Below are 18,632 nucleotides of genomic sequence, written 5' to 3'. Positions count from 1 at the left end.
CCGGTGGGCACCCATCGGAAACCGCCGCCCCCGCCGCGCTCGCACTGGCTGCTGCTCATCGTCGGGCTCGGCCTGATCTCGGGCCTGCTGTGGTTGCAGGCCGCCGTCGGCGGGGCCCTGACCGCCGACGAGCCGGGCCCGCGCGGCTTGTCCGCCACGGTGCCGGCCGCCGTGCGCACCGGCGGTCCGCTGATCGACGCACGCACGGAGACCGTGACCACCGGCCGGCCCGCGGCCCGCACCATCGCGCTGACCTTCGACGACGGGCCGGATCCGGAGTGGACGCCGCGGATCCTCGAGGTGCTGCGGCGCAACCACGTGCACGCCACGTTCTTCGTCACCGGCGCCCAGTCCGCGCACCACCCGGAGTTGCTGCGCCAGATCGTCGAGCAGGGCAACGAACTGGGCACCCACACCGCGACCCATGTGGACCTGCGCACGGTCGGCGAACTGCGCACGTCGGTGGAGACCCGCGCCACCGACCTGATCCTCGCCGAGGCCACCGGCACCTCGACCTCGCTGGTGCGGATGCCGTACTCGGCCGGCAACGACGGCATCGACGACGCGTCCTGGACCGCGATCCGCCGCCTGGGCGCGGCCGGCAAGCTGATCGTGATGTCCACACTGGACTCCGAGGACTGGCAACGGCCCGGGGTGGCCAGGATCGTCGCCAACGCCACGCCGCACGGCACCGCCGGTCAGGTGCTGCTCATGCACGACGGCGGGGGAGACCGCGGTCAGACCGTCGCGGCCCTCGGCGAGTTGCTGCCGCGGCTGCTCCACGCCGGCTGGCGGGTGGACACGGTCGGGCACACGTTCGGCGCCCAGCACGTCACCGCCCCGGCCGGCAAGGCCAACCGGCTCAGCGGCGCGGTCCTGCTCTTCGCGGTCGACCTGGCCGACGTGACGTCGGCCGCGCTCACCGTGTTGCTGGTGATCGCCGCCGCGCTGGCCGCGGCACGCACCGTTGTCGTGCTGGCGGCGACCTGGACGCACGTGCGCCGCGAGCGCCGCAGTCCGGGGGTGCCCCGCCCGGACCCGGTGACCGTGATCGTGCCCGCCTACAACGAGGAGGCGGGCATCGAGGCCACCGTGCGCTCCATCGTGGCGTCGCGGCACCCGGTGTACGTGGTGGTGGTCGACGACGGCTCCACCGACCGCACCGCCGAGGTCGTCCACTCGCTGCGGCTGCCCGGGGTGCGGCTGATCCGCCGGCCCAACGCCGGCAAACCGGCGGCGCTGAACACCGGCCTGGCCGCCGCCCGCACCGACCTGGTCGTGATGGTGGACGGCGACACCGTGCTCGACCCGGACGCCGTGGGCCTGCTCGCCGCCCGGTTCGCCGACCCCCGCGTCGGCGCGGTGTCGGGCAACGCGAAGGTGGCCAACCGCGGCGGCCTGCTCGGTCGCTGGCAGCACGTCGAGTACGTGATCGGGTTCAACCTGGACCGCCGGATGTACGACGTGCTGCGGTGCATGCCGACCGTGCCCGGCGCCATCGGCGCGTTCCGGCGGGATGCCGTGCTGGCCGCCGGTGGCGTGCCCGGTGACACGCTCGCCGAGGACACGGACCTGACCATGGCCCTGCAACGGCGCGGCTGGAAGGTGGCCTTCGAGCAGCGCGCGGTGGCGTGGACCGAGGCGCCTGCGACGCTCGGGCAGCTGTGGAAGCAGCGGTACCGGTGGTGCTACGGCACGTTGCAGGCGGTGTGGAAGCACCGGCAAGCCGTGCTGGAGCGAGGGCCGGGCGGCACCCTGGGCCGGCGCGGGTTGCCGTACCTGTTGCTGTTCCAGGTGCTGCTGCCGATGCTCGCGCCGGTCGTCGACGTGGCGGTGGTGCTGGGCCTGCTCGTCGGTGATCCGGTGCCCGCTGTGCTGGCGTGGCTGGGTTTCCTCGTGTTGCAGGTGCTGCCGGGGGTGGTCGCGTTCCGCCTGGACGGGGAACGCCTCGGTCCCTTGGCCGTGCTGCCCCTGCAGCAGTTCGTGTACCGCCAGCTGATGTACTTGGTGGTGATCCAGTCGGTCGCGACGGCGGCGGCCGGCGCCTGGTTGCCGTGGCACAAGCTCGACCGCACCGGCGCGGCGGCCGAGGCGCCGCTGCCCGAGTCGAGCCGGTTGTCGGGTGTTGGTCCGAGGGAGCGGCGATGAGCTGTGGGGTGACGTCGGTCCCGGCCGACCGGGCGGTCAAGCTGGTGAACGTGGGCACCGGGCAGGTCCTGCAGGCCGGCCCGGGTGGCACGCTCGCCGACGACTGGCGCCGCCACGAGGACGACGCCCACCAGCAGTGGCGGCTGAGCCGGGTCGACGGCCGCAAACACCTGTGGCACGTGGCGAATCTCGGCACTGGCACGCGCCTGACCGACCAGCTGACGCTGGCAGCGGACGGGGAGCCCGGCCGCTGGCGGCTGGTACCGGTCGCCGACCACGAGTACGCCATCGTCGCGGCCGAGGGTGGCCGGGCGCTGAGCAGTGCCGTGGACGACTCGTCGTACTACCACGATCCCCGGCAGCGCTGGAAGATCGCGGCGGTGCCTGACGCGCGCCCGACGCGCGCCGTGTTCACGCTGGTGCGCGACGAACAGGTCTTCCTGCCGATCTGGCTGCGCTACTACCAGCAGTTCTTCGCGCCGCAGGACATCCACGTGCTCGACCATGGCGGTGCCCACGAACTGGCCGACCGGTTCGACTTCACCCGGATCCCGATCCACCAGCCGGTGTTCGGCGCGGAGTGGCAACGCGACACCGTGCAACACCACCAGCACGAGCTGCTCGACCGCTACGACGTGGTGTTGTTCGTGGACGCCGACGAGATCGTGGCGCCGGACCCGCGCACCGGTGACCTGGGTGACTACCTGGACAACTTCGACGAGGACTTCGTGACCTGCCAGGGCTACGAGCTCTTGCACGTCACCGACCGCGAACCGGCCTTCGACCCCGCGAAGCCGGTGCTGGCGCAGCGGTCGTGGTGGTACCGCAACGACGTGTACTCGAAGTCGTTGCTGGCAAGGGTTCCGATGCTGTGGAACCTGGGCTTCCACCACCGGCTGGACCAGAAGAAGAACGTCGATCCCTTGCTGTACCTGATCCACCTGCACCGGATGGACTACGAGACCTGCCTGGCCAGGCACCGCAACCGCGCCGCCTTCCCCCGAGCGGAGAAGGACCGCGCGCAGGGCTGGGGCTACCAGAACCGCATCACCGACCCGGTCGGCTTCCGGGAGTGGTTCTACCAGGACAGCTGCGGCGGTGGCGCGATCCAGCCGGAGGAGATCCCGGCCTACTGGCGCGACCTGATCTGACCGCCGGCAAACCCACTCCGGCCGGCTGGAGAACAGCCACACACGTCCTTTCCCGCAAGCCATCGACATTGCCGCGTGCGCGGACGCACCACCAGAGTCCACCGGCTCGGCCGCCGGTGACCTCTTGACCCCGCGGTGCGGCCCTTGGTCCCTCGTGCCCGCACGGGTCCGGGTGGTGTCGTTGAGCCCGAGCGGGAAGGAGCTGAGACCCGATGAGCGCACCGAAACCGATGATCGTCGTGGGGCTCGACGGATCCGAGGCGGCCGCGGCCGCGCTGGACTGGGCCATGGCCGAGGGCGAGTGCCGCGGCTACACCGTCGAGGTCGTCACCGTGTGGCGTTACTTCGAGCCGCTGGCCGACCGTGCGGTCGCCACCGGTCCGGGCAGCGTGCCGGGAGCGGAGATCGTGGGGCCGCACGCGGGGATGGTCGAACTGGCGGAGTACATCCACGAAAACCTGGCGACCGCGGTGGCCCACCACCCGAAAGCCGAGTACCGGCACGTGCAGCTGGGCGGGCGACCGCCGGGGGAGACACTGGTGCGGGCCGCGGCTGATGCGGCGATGCTGGTGGTGGGCAGCCACGGCAGCTCCGGCGTGCTGCCGGCGTTGCTGGGTTCGGTGAGCGCGCACTGCGTGCGGCACGCGCCGTGCCCGGTCGTGATCGTGCGCGCCGACACCCCGCGCCGCCACGGCCATGAGAAGCAGCGATCCGTCGTGGCCGGAAGTCGTTCCCACACCATGGATCCCACGCCGGGACCACTGTTGTGACCACGGGGACGCGATCGTGATGAGCACGAACCCGCGCCCGCCCGTGCTGGTCGGCGTCGATGGGTCCGATTCGGCGCTGGCGGCCACTCGATGGGCAGCCCGCTCGGCGAAGCTGCGTGGTCTGCCGCTGCGGATCGTGCACGCCTGCGTGCTGCCGCCCATCCAGCATCCGACGACCACCGCGTCTCAGGCGCGGTGGGTCGAGGCGTTGACCGAGAACGGTCAGCACATCATCGCCGAAGCCGCGCACGCGGCGCGGGTCGTCGCGCCGGAGGTCGAGATCGTGAGCTGTCATGAGGTCGGCACCGCGACCGAGGTCCTCATCGAGAAGTCGGCGGACGCGCACTGCGTCGTGCTGGGCCATCGCGGGCTCGGCGGCTTCCGCGACATGCTGGTCGGCTCGGTGGCGGTGGCGCTGACCGCGCATGGGCACGGGCCTGTCGTCGTGGTGCGTGGTGTCGGTGATCGTCCGCCGAGGACCGAGGGTCCGGTCGTGGTGGGTGTGGACGGCACGCCCGCGAGCGAGGCAGCCATCGAGTACGCCTTCGACGAGGCGTCGATGCGCGGTGCCGAGCTGGTCGCCGTGCACACCTGGCTCGACATTGCCTTCGCTCGCGCGTGGACCGCGCTGCCGTGGGACAGCGACTGGCAGGACGTCGTCGACGACGAGACCGTGCTGCTGGCCGAGCGGCTGGCCGGCTGGCAGGACAAGTACCCCGACGTCCGCGTGACCCGGGTCGTCGCCCACGACCGGCCGGTGCGTGCCCTGACCGACGCCGCCGAGCAAGCCCAGCTGGTCGTGGTCGGCTCGCGTGGCCGGGGTGCGTTCACCGGCATGGGTCTCGGCTCGACCAGCCAGGCGCTGGTGCACACCGCGCCGTGCCCGATCGCGGTCGTGCGCCCGCCGGCCGAGCAGCGGAGGTGACGGTCATGGTCAACGTCAGCGTCAGGCTGCCGCACCTCAGGGAGTGGACATGGAACCGTTGAACGAGAAGGAGATCCTCCGCCCCATCGTCGTCGGTGTCGACGGCTCGGCGCGTTCGCAAGTCGCGCTCAGGTGGGCGGTCGAGCAGGCCAGGCTGCGCGGTGCGCCCCTGCGGGTGGTGCACGCGGTGGACGCGGTGGAGAACTACGCGAGCGGCCGGCGGATCGTGGAGCTCGCGACCACGGCCGCCCGCACCATCGAACCCGGTTTGGTCGTGCGGTGCGCGACGCCGATGAAGTCGGCGCGTGCGGCGCTGATCGAGGAGGCGAAGAACGCGGAGTTGCTCGTGCTGGCGCGACCGGCGCGGGGCGGTCAGTCGAGGATCGTGTCGCACCTCGCTTCGCACGCGCCGTGCACCGTCGTGCTGGTGGTCGAGCCGGTCACCGGTTCGACCAGCCGCCCTGCCAGGTGACGTCCTGGGCCGCCAGGCGGACCTCGGGGTCGTGCGTGTCGTCTCGTTCGAAGTCCAGCAGGCATTCGACGTCGACCACCCCGTCGACCGCTCGCGCGACGGCGGCCGCGATCGGGAGCGAGCTCTTCGTTTCGAGCTTGCCGTGCAGGGTCACGACTCCGTTGAGCACCGAGACCCGCACCGTTGCCGGGGTGATGCTGATGCCGAACCCGCGGGCGAGGGCGTCTTCGACGTCGTGCGTGAGGTCGGTGTCAGAGCGCAGGAAGGTCCGCATCAGGTCGATCCGGCTCACGATGCCTACGAGGATCCCGTTTTCGGTGACCGGTAGCTGGTTGAGCCGGTACCGGGCGAAGATCTGCGCGGCCTCGGCGATCGTGACGTCGGCGGCCACGGTGTGCGCGGGCGAGGTCATCAGCTCACCGACCGAACGCGCGTGCGCGCGAATGCGCTGACGGCGGCGCAACTTGCGCCGCCACGGGCGATCCACAGCCGCGTCGCTCTGCTTCGCGATCACGTCCGCGCGCGACAGGATGCCCAGCAGGCGACCGTCACCGTCGACGACGGGCAGCGCGTTCACCTGCCTGGTCCGCATCAGGTCCACGGCACGCTTCACCGCGGCGATGGGTGTCGTCGTGGCCACGTCGGTGGTCATCACGTCGCCGACCTTGTGGTGCGGCATGGCGAACCTCCTTTCGGGGATGTCGCCGACGGTAGGCGGGCGGCAGCGGGAATACAGGTGCGACAAGGCCTCGACGCCGGGGACTTGCTGCTCTGCTCCGGGTCGCCGCTGGCGGCCCAACCTTGGTCCTGAAGCCGAACACCAGGGAGCGCGTCATGCCATTCTCCAGTCTCGAGACCGGAATACTGGTGCGAGCGCTCGCCTGCGCTCCGTCCGTGCACAACACACAGCCGTGGGAACTCTCCGTCGAGGACGACCTGCTCCGACTGCGTGAGCGCACCGACGTCCAGTTGCCCAGGCACGATCCGAGCGGGCGCGACCGGTTGATGTCCTGTGGTGCGGCGCTGGCGAACGTGGAACTCGCGAGTCGCACGCTCGGCCGGGCCGTCGAGGTGTCCGTCCGACCCGACCCCGCCCGGCCCGAGTTGGTCGCCGAACTGCGGGTGGTCGGCCACGCGGAGCTCAGCGAGGCGGAGGCCGGCCTGTACCACGCGATCTTCCGCCGACGCAGCTACCGGGCGCCGTTCGCCTACCAAGGTCCGTCGCACGGCCTGCTGCGCACCCTCGCCGAGTCCGCCACCACGGCCGGGGTCGAGGTCCACCTCGTGCACAGCAGCGCCGAAACGAAGGCCTTGGCCGACCTGCTGTCCTACGCGGGCGGGGTCTTGCACGACGACCGGGCTTACCAGCGCGAGCTGAGCGCGTGGAGCGCGCTGTTCCCGCGCCCGCTCAGCGCAAACTCCACGCTGCCTTGGTCGGGCCTCGTCCAAGGCACCACGCACGTGCCGGACCGGATCACGCTGTACAACCGGCTCTCCGGCGAAGCCATGCTCATCGTGCACACCCCGGCGGACGGTCCGCGCGACCACATCCTGGCGGGTGCGGCGCTGCAACGGTTGTGGCTCGCCGCCATCGCGCAGGGCCTGGTCGGTTCGGTGCTGACCCAACCGCTCCAACTCCCCGAAGTGCGCCTTGGCGTGGCCGAACGGTTGCACCTGCCCGGACACCCCCAGGCGTTGCTGCGCACCGGGTACCCGGTCACCGGCCTGCCGGTCGACGGCGCCATCGCCTACCAGACCGGCGCGCGCTGATCCGACTGGTTGCGGAGGTCCCTTCGCCCGGGGACTTGCCGCCCTCGCCGCGACGACGTTGCAGGGATTGGGTCATGGGTGCAGGAGGTCCTCGCTGTGCCGGGCGCCTGCCGAGAACACGATCAGCAGGGAGCAATCGATGTCCACTGTGGAGCTTGCCCGCCCCGTTGTCGCGTGTGTGGACGGTTCACCCAGCGCGCCGCGGGCTGCCGCTGCCACCACCGGGCGCCGGCCGCGGGGCAACCCGCGCCCACCGTCTGACCGCAGCGGCGTGTCAGCGCACTACCTCCTGACCGGTCACCTAGTGGCCCGCTGATCTAGGGTCATGCCAGTTCAGCGGGCCCTTGGTGGCTGGAACCGCGTAACCGGAGGAGTCGATGCTGGGATGACGGCAGGGCGATCGATGCCCACGCAGGACGACGTGCTCGGGTACTTCGAGACACTGTCGAACTGGGGGCGGTGGGGCGATGACGACGAGCTCGGCACCCTGAACCACATCACCGACGACGTCCGGCTGGCGGCGGCGCGGGCCGTGCGCCACGGCAGGAGCGTGTCGTGCGCGTGGGAGGTCGCGGTACCGGAGGAGATGGAGCGGTCGACGACGACGTGCCCGTGTGCCGCCGACATGCCGGGGGCCGAGCACATGCCGCAGCCGTTCCGCAACGACCGGCGCTGGGGCTTCTCGAACGAGCGGCTCGGCATCCTGTTCCACGGCAACACGATCACCCACATCGACTCGCCGTGCCACATCTTCTGGGACGGCAAGATGTACAACGGGCGGTCCCACTCGTTGGTCGACGCCGACACGGGATCGGCCTGGGCGGCTGTCACGGCGGCGGCGAACGGGATCATCACTCGAGGTGTCCTGTTGGACATCGCGAAGGTCCGCGATGTGCCGTGGCTGGAACCGGGGCAGGGTGTGTTCCCTGAAGATCTCGAGGAGGCCGAGCGGCGCCAGGGTGTACGGGTGCGATCCGGTGATGCGGTACTCCTGCGCACCGGCTTCGGCCGGTTTCGGCACGAGGCCGGTGCGGCCGCCGGGTTCACGCAAGCCGGCTGGCACGCATCCTGCCTGCCGTGGCTGCAGGACCGGGAGGTTGCGCTGATCGGCGCTGACACACCCCAAGACGTTCAGCCGTCAGGGTACGAAGACGTGTTGATGCCGGTCCACGCCGTGAGCCTCGTCGCGATGGGTTTGTGGCTGCTCGACAACTGCGACCTGGAGGCGTGCGCCACGACGGCCGTCGAGCTCGATCAGTGGGAGTTCCACCTCGCTGTCGCTCCGGTCCGCTTCGCCGGGACGTCCGGCAGCCCGGTCAACCCGATCGCCACGTTCTGACCCCGGACTCGGGCCGACCAGGATCGCCATCGGGGCAGGCAGTTGGTCGTGCACGACGCGATGGAGACGACGTGGTGGTTCTCCGGCTGGTACACCTCGTCGTTGACGCCGAGCACGATGGTGGCGTCGACCTGCTTGGTTGCTCTCGGGGTGAGGGTTGCTTGCCGCGGGGTGGTGGCTGGGAGTGGGTGACTGATGTTGGTTGAGTCTTCAGGGATGGTTGCTCTCGGGTGGGTGTTGCTGCCGCGGGTGTTCGCCGCCGGTGGTTGGGTTGGTCTCGGGGCCGGCGGCGGCGAACACCCTTGCCACCGGTGCCGGTGGTTGCGTGGCGGGGGTGGCCCGGTTGAGGGGTTGCGTGGCGAGGGCAGCCGGCGGTTTGCCGGTGGTCCCGGCGGTGGCTGGGTTACAAGAATTTACGCAGAGCGTTGCAACCAAGGCGGTGGAGTGAATACCGGCAGTCCGTTATCCATGTGCACCGTCCATTCGGTGTGATGGATCAGCCGATGGTGATACGGGCACACCAACACCAGATTATCCAATGTCGTTGGTCCGCCGTCGGCCCAATGTTTGATGTGGTGGGCGTGACACTGGTGTGGTGTTCGCGCGCAGCCTGGGGCGGCGCAGCCCCCGTCTCGGATGGCGAGGGCTCTGCGCAATCGTTTATCGGCTAGGCGGCGGGTTTCGCCGATATCCAACGGCTGCGATTTACTGTTCAGCACGATGGGGATGAGTTTCGCTTCGCAGGCCACCCGGCGGGCCTGCTCCGGGGTCAGGGTGCGGGCGTCGTCGAGGATGGCCTGGCCGATGCGGGTCTGCAGGGTCTCCAAGGAGACCGTGACCGCGATGTGGGGACGCTCGCCGCCCTCGGCCGGGGCCTGGCCGGAGTCGGCGGCGAAGCCGATGATCTCGGCCAGCGCGTCACCCTGCCGCTCGCTCAAAGTCCGGTCATCCTCGGCCTGGGGCTTGGCCAGCGGGGACAGCAGCGCACGGAGCACACTCGCGTACTCCCCGCCGAACCGGAACTGGCCCGACAGCGACCCGTCGCGGTGTTCGTACAGGTCCAGCGTGTTCTGCGCATCCACCACCGTTCGTTCGATCGGCTTGGCGCCGTCCGGGTTCAGGGCGTCGACGATGCGCTCGCCCAGGCGGATGAGCTGGGTCGGGTTGAACTTCCGCGCCAACCCCGTCATGTCTGCCTCGACCTGTTCGCCGTGCTCGACCGGGACCGACTCCACCGTGGTGGCGATCTTGTCCACATGCGCACCGGAGATCTCCCCAGCGGCCATCGCCGCTCGCGCGGCAGGCAGCCGCGGCGGGATGGGCTGTCCGGTGATCCCCACCTTCGGGCACAACAACTCGACGTGGTGTTCAAGGCGCTTGGCCTCCTGGGCGGTCACGTGCAGGACATCCTGCAGGAACCGCCACAACTGGGGATACCCGGACTCTTTCCACTCGAGGCGGGAAATGTCGTCGAGCAGCTTCAACTCCAGACGCCGCAACTGAGCGGCAGTCGAGTTAAGCTCCCCCAGTTCCATACCCCGATCATACCACAACAATCGGCCAAACGGCCTAACCGAGAATGGTGGAATATTCCGGTCTTTCACGCAACCCGGCCAACCGTCGGGACCACCCACAAACGGCACGCAAACAGCGCAACGCAACCATTCGACCCGGCCACCTAAGCACCGCAAACCGCCGGCATCGGTGGCAAGGGTGTTCGCCGCCCCGGCCCCGAGACCAACCCAACCACCCAGCGGCGAACACCCGCGGCAGCCGCTCCTAATCGAGGGCCACGCGGCAGCCGCTCGTAATTCGAGGCCAAGATCCCTGAATGTCCACAGCGGACAAACGGAGTCAGGTCTCGGAATCGTGGCGCTTGCTGGTGCGCAGTTCGGTGGCGAGCACGGCGGCCTGGGTGCGGCGTTCGAGGCCGAGTTTGGTCAGCATGCGGGAGACGTAGTTCTTCACGGTCTTCTCGGCGAGGAACATCCGCTCGGCGATCTGCCGGTTGGTGAGACCCTCGCCGATGAGGTCGAGCAGCGTGCGCTCGCGTTCGGTCAGTTGGTCGACGGGGCCGTTGGATTCGGCGTCGGCACGGAGTTTGGCCATGAGGGTGGCGGCGGCGCGGTTGTCCAGCAGGGACCGGCCGGCGCCGACTTCGCGGACGGCGGAGACCAGGCGGGCGGCCTGGATGTCTTTGATGACGTAACCACCGGCGCCGGCGAGGATGGCGTTGAGCATGGCTTCTTCGTCGGTGTAGGAGGTGAGCATCAGGACGTTGAGTTCTGGTAGCTTCGACCGCAGTTCGCGGCACAGCTCGACGCCGTTGCCGTCGGGCAGTCGCACGTCGAGCAGCACCAGGTCCGGGCGCAGCGCGGGGATCCGGGCGAGGGCTTGCGCGGCCGAGGCTGCCTCGCCGATCACGGTGAGCTCGGGGTCGCTCTCCAGCAATCCGGCGACCCCCTTGCGCACCACTTCGTGGTCGTCGACGAGAAAGACCTTGATCACCGTGTCACCCCTGTCCGGATTGCTCTGTCCTCGAGGCTAAGGCCCCTGCGCGCATTGATCGATTGGCGGTGGGCCCCGGTGGAGGGGACCAAAGTCCTCAGGACACGTCTCAGTTGACCGGGGTCGACCACGTCAGGCGGGTGCCGCCCGCGGGCACCGCGGTCACGGTGAAGGTTCCGCCGGTGGTGGTCGCTCGCTCCCTGAGGTTGTGCAGGCCGCTGCGAGCGACCTTCTCGGGAATCCCGACCCCGTCGTCGACCACGTCGATCACCAGGTCGTCGTCCACCGACACCGTGACGGTCACGCTCTTGGCGTGGGCGTGGCGCACGGTGTTGCTGAGCGCCTCGCGCAGCACCGCCTCGGCGTGCTCACCCAGTGCGGCGGACACCACCCCGAGCGGGCCAGACATGCGCACCGTCGAGCGCAGCCCGGAGTTCGCGGTGAGCTCGGCGATGACCTCGTGCAGCCGCTTGCGCAGCTGGGTCGTGCCCTGCAGGCCGCCGTGCAGGTCGAAGATGGCGGTGCGGATCTCCCCGATGACGTCCTGCACGTCGTTGATCATGTCCGCGATCCGCTCCTGGATGTCCGGGTCGCGGACCCGCATGTGCGTGCTCTGCAACGTCAGCCCGTGCGCGAACAGGCGCTGGATGACGTGGTCGTGCAGGTCGCGGGCGATCCGGTCGCGGTCGGCCACGAGTTCGAGCTCGTGCACGCGGCGCCGGTCGTCGGCCAGTTGCAGGGCCAGGGCCGCCTGGTCGGCGAACGACGCCGCCATCGGCACCTGGTCCACGCCGAAGGGCTGGTCACCGACCTTGCGCAGGGTGACGAGCACCCCGGACACCGTGTCCGACGTCGCCCGCAACGGCAGCACCAGCGCGGGCCCGAAGTCCTCGTGCAACTCCGCGGACAGGTCGTAGCTCAGGCTCGCTGTGGTCCGCGGCTCGTGGGACCGGAACACCTCGCCGCACGTGGATCCCGCCACCGGGATTTCCCGGTCGACCAGGGCATCCCCGTCGATTCCCGCGCACACGGTCACCACCAGGTGGGTGATCTCGTCCGACGGTTGTTCCGGGTTCTCCGGCTCGGCGAGGAACGTGTAGTCGGCGGCGGTCAGGTCCTTGGCCCGCTCGGCGATCAACGGCAGCACCGCCTCCGGCGTCGGCGAGCGCAACAGGGCCGCCCGGATTTCGCTGGTGGCCTCCTGCCACTGCTGGCGCAGCCGGGACTGCTCGTAGAGCCGCGCGTTCTCCACCGCGACCCCGGCGGCGGCCGCGAGCGCCAGGACGACCACCTCGTCGTCCTCGGTGAAGGGCAGGCCGTCGTGCTTCTCGGTCAGGTAGAGATTGCCGAACACCTCGTCGCGGACCCGGACCGGCACGCCGAGGAAGCTGTGCATCGGCGGGTGGTTGGCCGGGAACCCGACCGAAGCCGGGTGCTGGGACAGCTCGTCGAGCCGCACCGCCTTGGGCTGCTCGATCAGCAGACCCAGGAGCCCGTGTCCCTCGGGGAGGTGGCCGATTTCCCGGCGGGTGGGCTCGTCGATGCCCTCGTAAACGAATTCCGCCAGCTCCGTGCCGTCGGCGGTCAGCACTCCCAAGGCGCCGTACCGGCACCCGACCAGGTCGATGGCCGCGTGCACGATCCGCCGCAGCGTCGCGTCCAGGTCCAGGCCGGAGGCGATCGAGAGAACGGCGTCGAGCAGGCCGCCCAGCTGATCGCGTGCGTTGACCAGTTCGTCGAGCCGGATCTGGACCTCGGACAGCTGTTCACGCAACCGCAGGTGGCCCATCGAGTCACGAAGCTTGGGGATGTCCGGCGGCATGTCACCCAGCGTCGCACTGGTGGCGCGTCGTGGCCAGGCCGGACGACCATTCGATGGGTCGAACGGATGGGGTACAAAGCCCTCGAAATCACGGTTGGTGCGCGTCAGCCGGTGGCCGCCACGGCGACCGGGGCGATGACGACCGGGCAGTGGCCGTGGCGGACGCACTGGGCGGCCACGCTGCCGAGCAGGAGGTCGGCCAGTGGCCGTGGCTGCCGACGACGAGCAGGTCGGCGTCGGCGGAGGCGGCGATGAGCTCGGTCGCCGGGTGGCCGGTGCGGACCGATTCCATGATCTCCGGCGGCTCCGGCAGGTTCTCCGTGGCGGAGCGCACCGCCTCGCTTGGCGATCTTGACGATCACCTCCGGCGAGGTCCGCTCATTCCGTGCCTGGTTCCGCGACCTGGATGATCGTCTTGCCGGGCGTGTGGGCGGTGAACGCGGCGGGCGCCTCGGCGAGCGGCACCACCGTGCCGACGACGGGGTTGAGCTTTCCGGTCCGCACGCGCTGGGCGAGGTCGGCCAGCCGCGCCCGGTCGGGTTCGACGACGAAGAAGACGGCTCGCCCGTCCTTCGGTTGCACGGCCGGGGGTTCGGCGATGGTGACGAGGGTGCCGCCGGAGCGCACCAGAGCCGTCGACCGCTCGAGGACGGTGCCGCCGAACACGTCGAGGACCACGTCCACTTCGCCGGCGTGCTCCCAGCCGCCGTCGGCCAGGTCGAAGAATTCCTGCGCACCGAGGCCGAGCACGCCGTCGCGGTGGTCCGCCCGGCCGGTGGCGAGCACGCGGGCACCCGCCTCGCGGGCGAACTGCACGGCGAGGGAGCCGACCCCGCCCGCGGCGCCGTGTACCAGGACGGTCTGGCCGGTCGTGAGGTGGGCGTGGTCGAACAGCCCCTGCCACGCCGTCAGCCCCGAGATGGGCAACGCGGCGGCGACGGTGTGCTCGACGTCGGCCGCCAGGGGCGCGAGGTTGCGGGCCTCCACCGCGACGTAGTCGGCCAGCGACCCGTTGCGGGCCCAGTCGCTCAGCCCGAACACCCGCTGGCCCACGGTCAGCCCGGTCGTGCCGAAGCCGAGCTCGACCACGGTGCCGGACAGCTCGTGCCCGGGGATGCTGGGTGTCCGGTCGCGGCCCGCCCGATCGGTCCACGTGGCCGGCCAGTCGAGCTCTCCCGCGGTGAAGCCTGCCGCGTGCACGCGCACGATGACGTCGTTCTCCGCGGCGTGGGGATAGGGCATGTCGGTCAGGGTGAGGCCGGCGGCTCCCGCGTCACGGTCGCGCACGGTGATCGCTCTCATGCTCGAATCCTTTCCGATCAGCTGGGCCACGGCGAGCCGACGATCCGCTCGACGGTCGTCGTGCGCTGGTGGCCGGGGACGAAGTGCGCCAGGACGTCGGAGTTCACGGTGCCGTTCGTGGTGTCGGGGCGGTTGCGCAGCCCGTCGACGGTGGCGCGCAGGAACTCGTTCTTGAAGTCCCCGCGCGGGTGGGCGGCGAGGATTTCGGTCACCTGGTCGGGGTCCAGCCGCTCCAGGCCGAAGCCGAGCACGTCGGTCAGGACGCCGAGGTACGTGGTCGCGATCTCCGGGGCCATCCGGTCGGGGATGCCCGGCGTGGTGTGCAGCGCGATCGCCGTCCAGACGGTGTCGGCGGCAGCGGCCGGGAACCCGCGGTCCAGCAGGAACTTGCGGGCGTGGTCGGCGCCGTCGACCTCGAAGCGCTGCTCGACGTCGGAGAACGGGGTCAGGAGCCCGGAGTCGTGGAACATGGCCGCCACGTAGAGCAGCTCCGGGTCCGGTGCCACGCCGAGTTCACGGGCGTGCATCAGGCTGAAGAAGAAGACTCGCCGGGAATGGTGGTAGATGAGGGGGCTGGTCGTCTCCCGGAGGTGCGTGGTCGCTTCGGCGACCGCCACCGTCTCCGGAACCGCCAAGCCCGCGATGAGCTCTGGCATGGCTCCTGGCTTCTCGTCGTGGTGTGTCTGTTGTGGACCGGGCGTCCGACTCCATGCTGCGCGCCGGGCGGGGCGCGGCGCCGCCTTCGTCCGGCCAGGAACCCCTTACATCCGGACAGCGTGCTACCAATGAACCGTGTCGACACCGCACCGCGTCGCCTTCCTCGTCTACGACGGGGTGACGTTGCTGGACCTCGCCGGTCCCGCGGAGGTGTTCAAGGAGGCGAACCGGTTCGGTGCCGACTACCGGATCGTGCTGCTGTCGCCGACTGGCGCGGAGGTCACGTCGAGCCTCGGGGTGCGGATCGGTGTGGATGGCGCCGTCGCCGCGGAACCTGCGCCTGACACGTTCCTCGTCGTCGGGTCCGATGTGTACCCGCGCGCCCGCGTCCCCGAGGACCTGGCGCAGGCCGCGCGGATCCCGGCGGCGGTGGCCGGCCGGGTCGCGTCGATCTGCACCGGCGCCTTCGTCCTCGCCGCCGCGGGCCTGCTCGACGGCAAGCGCGCGACCACGCACTGGCAGGTGGCGGCCGAGCTCGCCGCCCGGTGCCCGACCTGCCGCGTCGAGCCCGACGCGATCTACGTCCGCGACGGCACCACGTACACGTCGGCAGGCGTGACGGCGGGCATCGACCTGGCGCTCGCGCTCGTCGAAGAGGACCACGGGCCCGACCTGGCCCGCGACGTCGCCCGCGCCCTGGTGGTGTACATGCAGCGTGCGGGCGGCCAGTCGCAGTTCTCGGCACCGCTGCAGGGACCACCACCCCGCTCACCGGCGCTGCGCACGATCACCGACCTGGTCACGGCGAACCCCAGCGGGGACCACTCGCTCGGCGCGCTTGCGAAACACCTCAACGTGAGCACCCGCCACCTCACCCGGCTCTTCCACGACGAACTGTCCACCACACCGGCCCGCTACGTCGAGGGCATCCGGTTCGACATGGCCAGGGCCCTGCTCGACCAAGGGCACACCGCGACACAGGCCGCGGACCTCGCCGGGTTCCCCAGCTACGAAAGCATGCGACGTGTCTTCGCTCGGAAGCTGTCGATCAGTCCCGCCGCCTACCAGCGCCGGTTCCGCACGGCCCGCCGCGCCACTGCCGGTGACGGCCTCGCCGGGTAACCCGACAAATTGCACGCGCATTAGTGTGAGAAATACTTTCCACAGCTAACGGATTGTCCTGGCAAACGGGTGACTTCAGTAACAATGCAATTACTGGCGACGAAGCCCCATCTGCGGATGCTCGGCGCCTCGGGGCGGTAGAAAAGGAGAACGCGCGCCCGACTACGCCGAATGCCGTTCGACATCGAGTCCGAATGGACGGAGAATCGAAATGAGACGGAAAATCATCGCGGCCGCGTTGATCGTGGGTATTCAGCCGGTGCTGGTGGGCCTCGCCCTCGCGGGTCCGGCCTCCGCGGACTGTCCGGCGAACACGTTCTGCCTGTACGAAACCCACGACTACCAGGGCGGTGAGTACCGCTACGCGCCGACGACGACCTGCACCAACCTGGGGTCCGGCATCACCAACGACGCGAACGCCATGCGCAACTACCGCGACCACCAGGTCAAGATGTGGGACTTGCCGGGCTGCGGCGGCTCGCTCACCTACACGGCGCAGGCCTTCTCCTACGACTCGGACTTCGGGAACAACGGCTTCTCGAACAAGGCCAGCTCCCTCAAGCGAATCTGACGTCCGATTCGGCATTTGCGCAATCGGGTGCGGCCGGCTTCCATACCGGCTGCACCCGATGTCGCCCGGTGCTCAAAAGCAGGGAATCCAGATGCTGCGCTCGATACCCCTCCTCCTCGTCGCGCTCCTCCTGGCCGGCTGCGGCGCGGCTGTGCCTGCCGGTTCACCCAGACCGGTCGAGACCTTCCCGCCCACCGAGCAGGTGAAGGCGCTGCACCTGCCCTTGGACGCGTATTCGTTCTCCGATGCCGAGCTGTACACGATCTCGAACGCGGAGGACGTGCTGATCGCCGAGTGCTTGCGCGGCAAGGGATACACGTGGCCGGTCATCAACCGGCCCACCGACGCACCGGACCTGCGAAACCGCAGGCGCTACGGCGTGATCGAGATGAGGATCGCCCAGTTCGGCTACCACGTCCCGGCCGGCCTGCTGACCCCGATCAGCCTCGAGCAGGCCTACGACAAGCGGGACCGCACCCTGGGCGAGGGCGCGAAGGAAGCCGCGTTCGGCAAGGACGGGTGCGGTCGCAAGGCGGCCGACCGGCTCCAGGCCGGCGACGACTCCAACCAGGCATTGCTGGTGCGAAGCAGCCACGACTCGTTGTACGACTCCCTGAGCGATCCGGCGGTCGCCCGGGCGCTGAACTCCTGGCGGGACTGCATGCGCCAGGCGACGCTGACCTACCCCGATCCACTGGCGGCGATGTCGGACCAGAAGTGGTGGGCGGACCAGGCCGCGGGACCGTCGAAGCAGGAGATCCTGGTCGCCTCCACCGACGTGACGTGCAAGAACCGGACCAACCTGGTCGAGGTCTGGTACACGGCCGAAACACGGTTCCAGAACAAGGTGCTGAACCAGCACCCCGGCTACTTCAAGGACCGCCGCGCGGCGATGAAGAAGGAACTGGATGCCGCCCAGGCCGTGCTGACCCGGTCGTAGCTGCCGAGGATGGTGTTTGTGGGGACCAAGGTCCCGGCAACCGGGGACGGGCGACAGGTGATCGGGGCGGCCCTTCGCGAGGACTCTGGAGTCGTGCGCCGACGACCCGGATGAGGAGCACGCCATGCCCCACACGCTTCCCGACACCGCCGAGCTCGTCGACCGCGCGCTCGCCGCCGCGGTGCTCGCACCGTCGCCGCACAACACCCAGCCTTGGCTGTTCCATGTGGACGGTAGCCGGATCGAGGTGCGGCTCGACCCGTCGCGGGTCCTGCCGGTGGCCGACCCGCGGGCTACGCAGGCCCGTCTGGCCGGTGGCGCCGCCCTGTTCAACCTGATGACGGTGCTCCGGGCGCACGGTCGCGAGGTTCGGGTGGAGCACCCGCGCAAGACCGGAACCGAGCTCCTGGCGACCGTGCACGTGGGTGGCGAGATCCAACCGACCGAAGCGGACCGGGTGCTGTGCAAGGCGATCCCCAAGCGGCACAGCAACCGCAGGCCGTTCCTGGACCAGCCGGTGCCACCGCACCTGCGGACGGTACTCGTCGAGGCGGCTCGCGGTCACCTCGCTGAACTCGTGTTGATCGACCCGTCCCCGCGCTACCAGGTCGTGGCGCGGATGGTGCGGCGGGCGGACCACGTCCAGCGCAACGATCCCGCGTTCCAGCGGGAGCTGGCGCAGTGGACCGGGCGATCGGCGACGCACGCCGACGGGGTGTCCGTGCACGCGGCCGGCGCGCCACCGGACGCCGACAACCTGCTGGTCCTGCGTTCCTTCCCCGGCCAAGAAGCGGTGCCCGCCCGCAGCTACGAGCAGGAGCCGCTGCTCGCCGTGGTCTGCGGTCGCGGCCCGACCGCCACCGACCAGGTGAGCGTCGGCATGGCGATGCAGCACGTGCTGCTGGTGGCGACCGCGAAAGGGCTGAGCACGTCGTTCGTCACCCAGCCGTTCGAGGTCGACGACGTGCGTGACGTGCTGCGCAAGGAGTTCCGGCCGGAGGGCGAGCCGTACACGTTGCTGCGCCTGGGTTACGGCTATCCCACCGGGTCTACCCGTCGGCGCCCGCACACCGACGTCACGACCTACGCCGAACCGCCGACCTGAGCCCCAAGGCCCTGTTCCCCAAAGGCCCGG

At 70.1% G+C, this 18,632-nt stretch carries 18 protein-coding genes; 11 read left to right on the top strand and 7 right to left on the bottom strand.

Annotated features, from left to right (window positions below):
• Window positions 1–3 precede the first annotated feature (3 nt).
• From EV186_RS10990 to EV186_RS10970, 5 genes are all read left to right on the top strand, one after another.
• Complete coding sequence (locus EV186_RS10990; protein WP_243753963.1) at window positions 4–2,148, top strand: bifunctional polysaccharide deacetylase/glycosyltransferase family 2 protein; 2,145 nt, start codon at window positions 4–6, stop codon at window positions 2,146–2,148.
• A complete protein-coding gene (locus EV186_RS10985; RefSeq protein WP_133849137.1) occupies window positions 2,145–3,299 on the top strand; it encodes a glycosyltransferase family 2 protein in 1,155 nt (384 codons plus the stop codon). The genes EV186_RS10990 and EV186_RS10985 overlap by 4 nt, the downstream gene beginning before the upstream one ends.
• 212 nt (window positions 3,300–3,511) lie before the next feature.
• Window positions 3,512–4,069 carry a universal stress protein gene (locus EV186_RS10980; protein ID WP_133849136.1) on the top strand — a complete coding sequence of 186 codons (558 nt, stop codon included), beginning with the start codon at window positions 3,512–3,514 and terminating at the stop codon, window positions 4,067–4,069.
• 19 nt (window positions 4,070–4,088) lie between these two features.
• Window positions 4,089–4,994: a universal stress protein gene (locus tag EV186_RS10975; protein ID WP_133849135.1), complete on the top strand. Its 906-nt coding sequence runs from the start codon at window positions 4,089–4,091 to the stop codon at window positions 4,992–4,994.
• A 49-nt stretch (window positions 4,995–5,043) separates the two neighbouring features.
• Window positions 5,044–5,466 (top strand): universal stress protein, encoded by a 423-nt coding sequence (locus EV186_RS10970; protein WP_133849134.1) that lies wholly within the window; start codon window positions 5,044–5,046, stop codon window positions 5,464–5,466.
• Here the strand turns inward: EV186_RS10970 and EV186_RS10965 are convergent.
• Window positions 5,435–6,145 carry a CBS domain-containing protein gene (locus tag EV186_RS10965; protein WP_133849133.1) on the bottom strand — a complete coding sequence of 237 codons (711 nt, stop codon included), beginning with the start codon at window positions 6,143–6,145 and terminating at the stop codon, window positions 5,435–5,437. The genes EV186_RS10970 and EV186_RS10965 overlap by 32 nt on opposite strands.
• Window positions 6,146–6,300: 155 nt before the next feature.
• On the opposite strand from EV186_RS10965, the gene EV186_RS10960 reads away from it, so the two are divergent.
• The gene (locus EV186_RS10960; RefSeq protein WP_133849132.1) at window positions 6,301–7,236 is read left to right on the top strand and encodes an Acg family FMN-binding oxidoreductase; all 936 of its coding nucleotides are present in this window, start codon (window positions 6,301–6,303) and stop codon (window positions 7,234–7,236) included.
• Between the two features lie 385 nt (window positions 7,237–7,621).
• Window positions 7,622–8,575 (top strand): cyclase family protein, encoded by a 954-nt coding sequence (locus EV186_RS10955; protein ID WP_243753962.1) that lies wholly within the window; start codon window positions 7,622–7,624, stop codon window positions 8,573–8,575.
• Window positions 8,576–8,988: 413 nt separating this feature from the next.
• On the opposite strand, the gene EV186_RS10945 is transcribed toward EV186_RS10955, so the two are convergent.
• The 6 genes from EV186_RS10945 to EV186_RS10920 all read right to left on the bottom strand — a co-directional run bounded on the left by EV186_RS10945 (window position 8,989) and on the right by EV186_RS10920 (window position 14,863).
• The gene (locus EV186_RS10945) at window positions 8,989–10,179 is read right to left on the bottom strand and encodes an HNH endonuclease signature motif containing protein (RefSeq protein WP_133849131.1); all 1,191 of its coding nucleotides are present in this window, start codon (window positions 10,177–10,179) and stop codon (window positions 8,989–8,991) included.
• Between the two features lie 250 nt (window positions 10,180–10,429).
• The gene (locus tag EV186_RS10940; RefSeq protein ID WP_133849130.1) at window positions 10,430–11,083 is read right to left on the bottom strand and encodes a response regulator; all 654 of its coding nucleotides are present in this window, start codon (window positions 11,081–11,083) and stop codon (window positions 10,430–10,432) included.
• 109 nt (window positions 11,084–11,192) lie between these two features.
• Entirely contained in the window at window positions 11,193–12,905 is a 1,713-nt protein-coding gene (locus EV186_RS10935) for a sensor histidine kinase (protein WP_166659114.1), read from the bottom strand.
• Between the two features lie 88 nt (window positions 12,906–12,993).
• Complete coding sequence (locus EV186_RS40760; protein ID WP_243753961.1) at window positions 12,994–13,239, bottom strand: universal stress protein; 246 nt, start codon at window positions 13,237–13,239, stop codon at window positions 12,994–12,996.
• Between the two features lie 44 nt (window positions 13,240–13,283).
• Entirely contained in the window at window positions 13,284–14,207 is a 924-nt protein-coding gene (locus EV186_RS10925; RefSeq protein WP_133849129.1) for an NADP-dependent oxidoreductase, read from the bottom strand.
• 17 nt (window positions 14,208–14,224) lie between these two features.
• Window positions 14,225–14,863 (bottom strand): HD domain-containing protein, encoded by a 639-nt coding sequence (locus EV186_RS10920; RefSeq protein ID WP_133849128.1) that lies wholly within the window; start codon window positions 14,861–14,863, stop codon window positions 14,225–14,227.
• Window positions 14,864–14,999: 136 nt separating this feature from the next.
• Here EV186_RS10920 and EV186_RS10915 point away from each other — a divergent pair, with 136 nt between their 5' ends.
• The 4 genes from EV186_RS10915 to EV186_RS10900 all read left to right on the top strand — a co-directional run bounded on the left by EV186_RS10915 (window position 15,000) and on the right by EV186_RS10900 (window position 18,602).
• Window positions 15,000–15,986: a GlxA family transcriptional regulator gene (locus EV186_RS10915; protein WP_133849127.1), complete on the top strand. Its 987-nt coding sequence runs from the start codon at window positions 15,000–15,002 to the stop codon at window positions 15,984–15,986.
• 211 nt (window positions 15,987–16,197) lie between these two features.
• A complete protein-coding gene (locus EV186_RS10910) occupies window positions 16,198–16,557 on the top strand; it encodes a peptidase inhibitor family I36 protein (RefSeq protein WP_133849126.1) in 360 nt (119 codons plus the stop codon).
• A gap of 91 nt (window positions 16,558–16,648) precedes the next feature.
• Complete coding sequence (locus tag EV186_RS10905) at window positions 16,649–17,497, top strand: hypothetical protein (RefSeq protein WP_133849125.1); 849 nt, start codon at window positions 16,649–16,651, stop codon at window positions 17,495–17,497.
• 124 nt (window positions 17,498–17,621) lie between these two features.
• Window positions 17,622–18,602 (top strand): Acg family FMN-binding oxidoreductase, encoded by a 981-nt coding sequence (locus EV186_RS10900; protein WP_133849124.1) that lies wholly within the window; start codon window positions 17,622–17,624, stop codon window positions 18,600–18,602.
• The last annotated feature ends 30 nt before the right edge of the window (window positions 18,603–18,632 follow it).

The sequence above is a fragment of the Labedaea rhizosphaerae genome, assembly GCF_004362825.1.
Lineage (GTDB): Bacteria > Actinomycetota > Actinomycetes > Mycobacteriales > Pseudonocardiaceae > Labedaea > Labedaea rhizosphaerae.
This window is presented reverse-complemented; position numbering and strand designations above follow the sequence as displayed.

Excerpts from the sequence above, each read along its gene's own strand:
- EV186_RS10975 (WP_133849135.1), top strand. The coding sequence starts at position 4,089 with ATGAGCACGAACCCGCGCCCGCCCGTGCTGGTCGGCGTCGATGGGTCC.
- EV186_RS10905 (WP_133849125.1), top strand. The coding sequence starts at position 16,649 with ATGCTGCGCTCGATACCCCTCCTCCTCGTCGCGCTCCTCCTGGCCGGC.
- EV186_RS10980 (WP_133849136.1), top strand. The coding sequence starts at position 3,512 with ATGAGCGCACCGAAACCGATGATCGTCGTGGGGCTCGACGGATCCGAG.
- EV186_RS10985 (WP_133849137.1), top strand. The coding sequence starts at position 2,145 with ATGAGCTGTGGGGTGACGTCGGTCCCGGCCGACCGGGCGGTCAAGCTG.
- EV186_RS10970 (WP_133849134.1), top strand. The coding sequence starts at position 5,044 with ATGGAACCGTTGAACGAGAAGGAGATCCTCCGCCCCATCGTCGTCGGT.
- EV186_RS10900 (WP_133849124.1), top strand. The coding sequence starts at position 17,622 with ATGCCCCACACGCTTCCCGACACCGCCGAGCTCGTCGACCGCGCGCTC.
- EV186_RS10920 (WP_133849128.1), bottom strand. The coding sequence starts at position 14,863 with ATGCCAGAGCTCATCGCGGGCTTGGCGGTTCCGGAGACGGTGGCGGTC.
- EV186_RS10960 (WP_133849132.1), top strand. The coding sequence starts at position 6,301 with ATGCCATTCTCCAGTCTCGAGACCGGAATACTGGTGCGAGCGCTCGCC.
- EV186_RS10965 (WP_133849133.1), bottom strand. The coding sequence starts at position 6,145 with ATGCCGCACCACAAGGTCGGCGACGTGATGACCACCGACGTGGCCACG.
- EV186_RS10910 (WP_133849126.1), top strand. The coding sequence starts at position 16,198 with ATGAGACGGAAAATCATCGCGGCCGCGTTGATCGTGGGTATTCAGCCG.
- EV186_RS10925 (WP_133849129.1), bottom strand. The coding sequence starts at position 14,207 with ATGAGAGCGATCACCGTGCGCGACCGTGACGCGGGAGCCGCCGGCCTC.
- EV186_RS10935 (WP_166659114.1), bottom strand. The coding sequence starts at position 12,905 with ATGCCGCCGGACATCCCCAAGCTTCGTGACTCGATGGGCCACCTGCGG.
- EV186_RS10955 (WP_243753962.1), top strand. The coding sequence starts at position 7,622 with ATGACGGCAGGGCGATCGATGCCCACGCAGGACGACGTGCTCGGGTAC.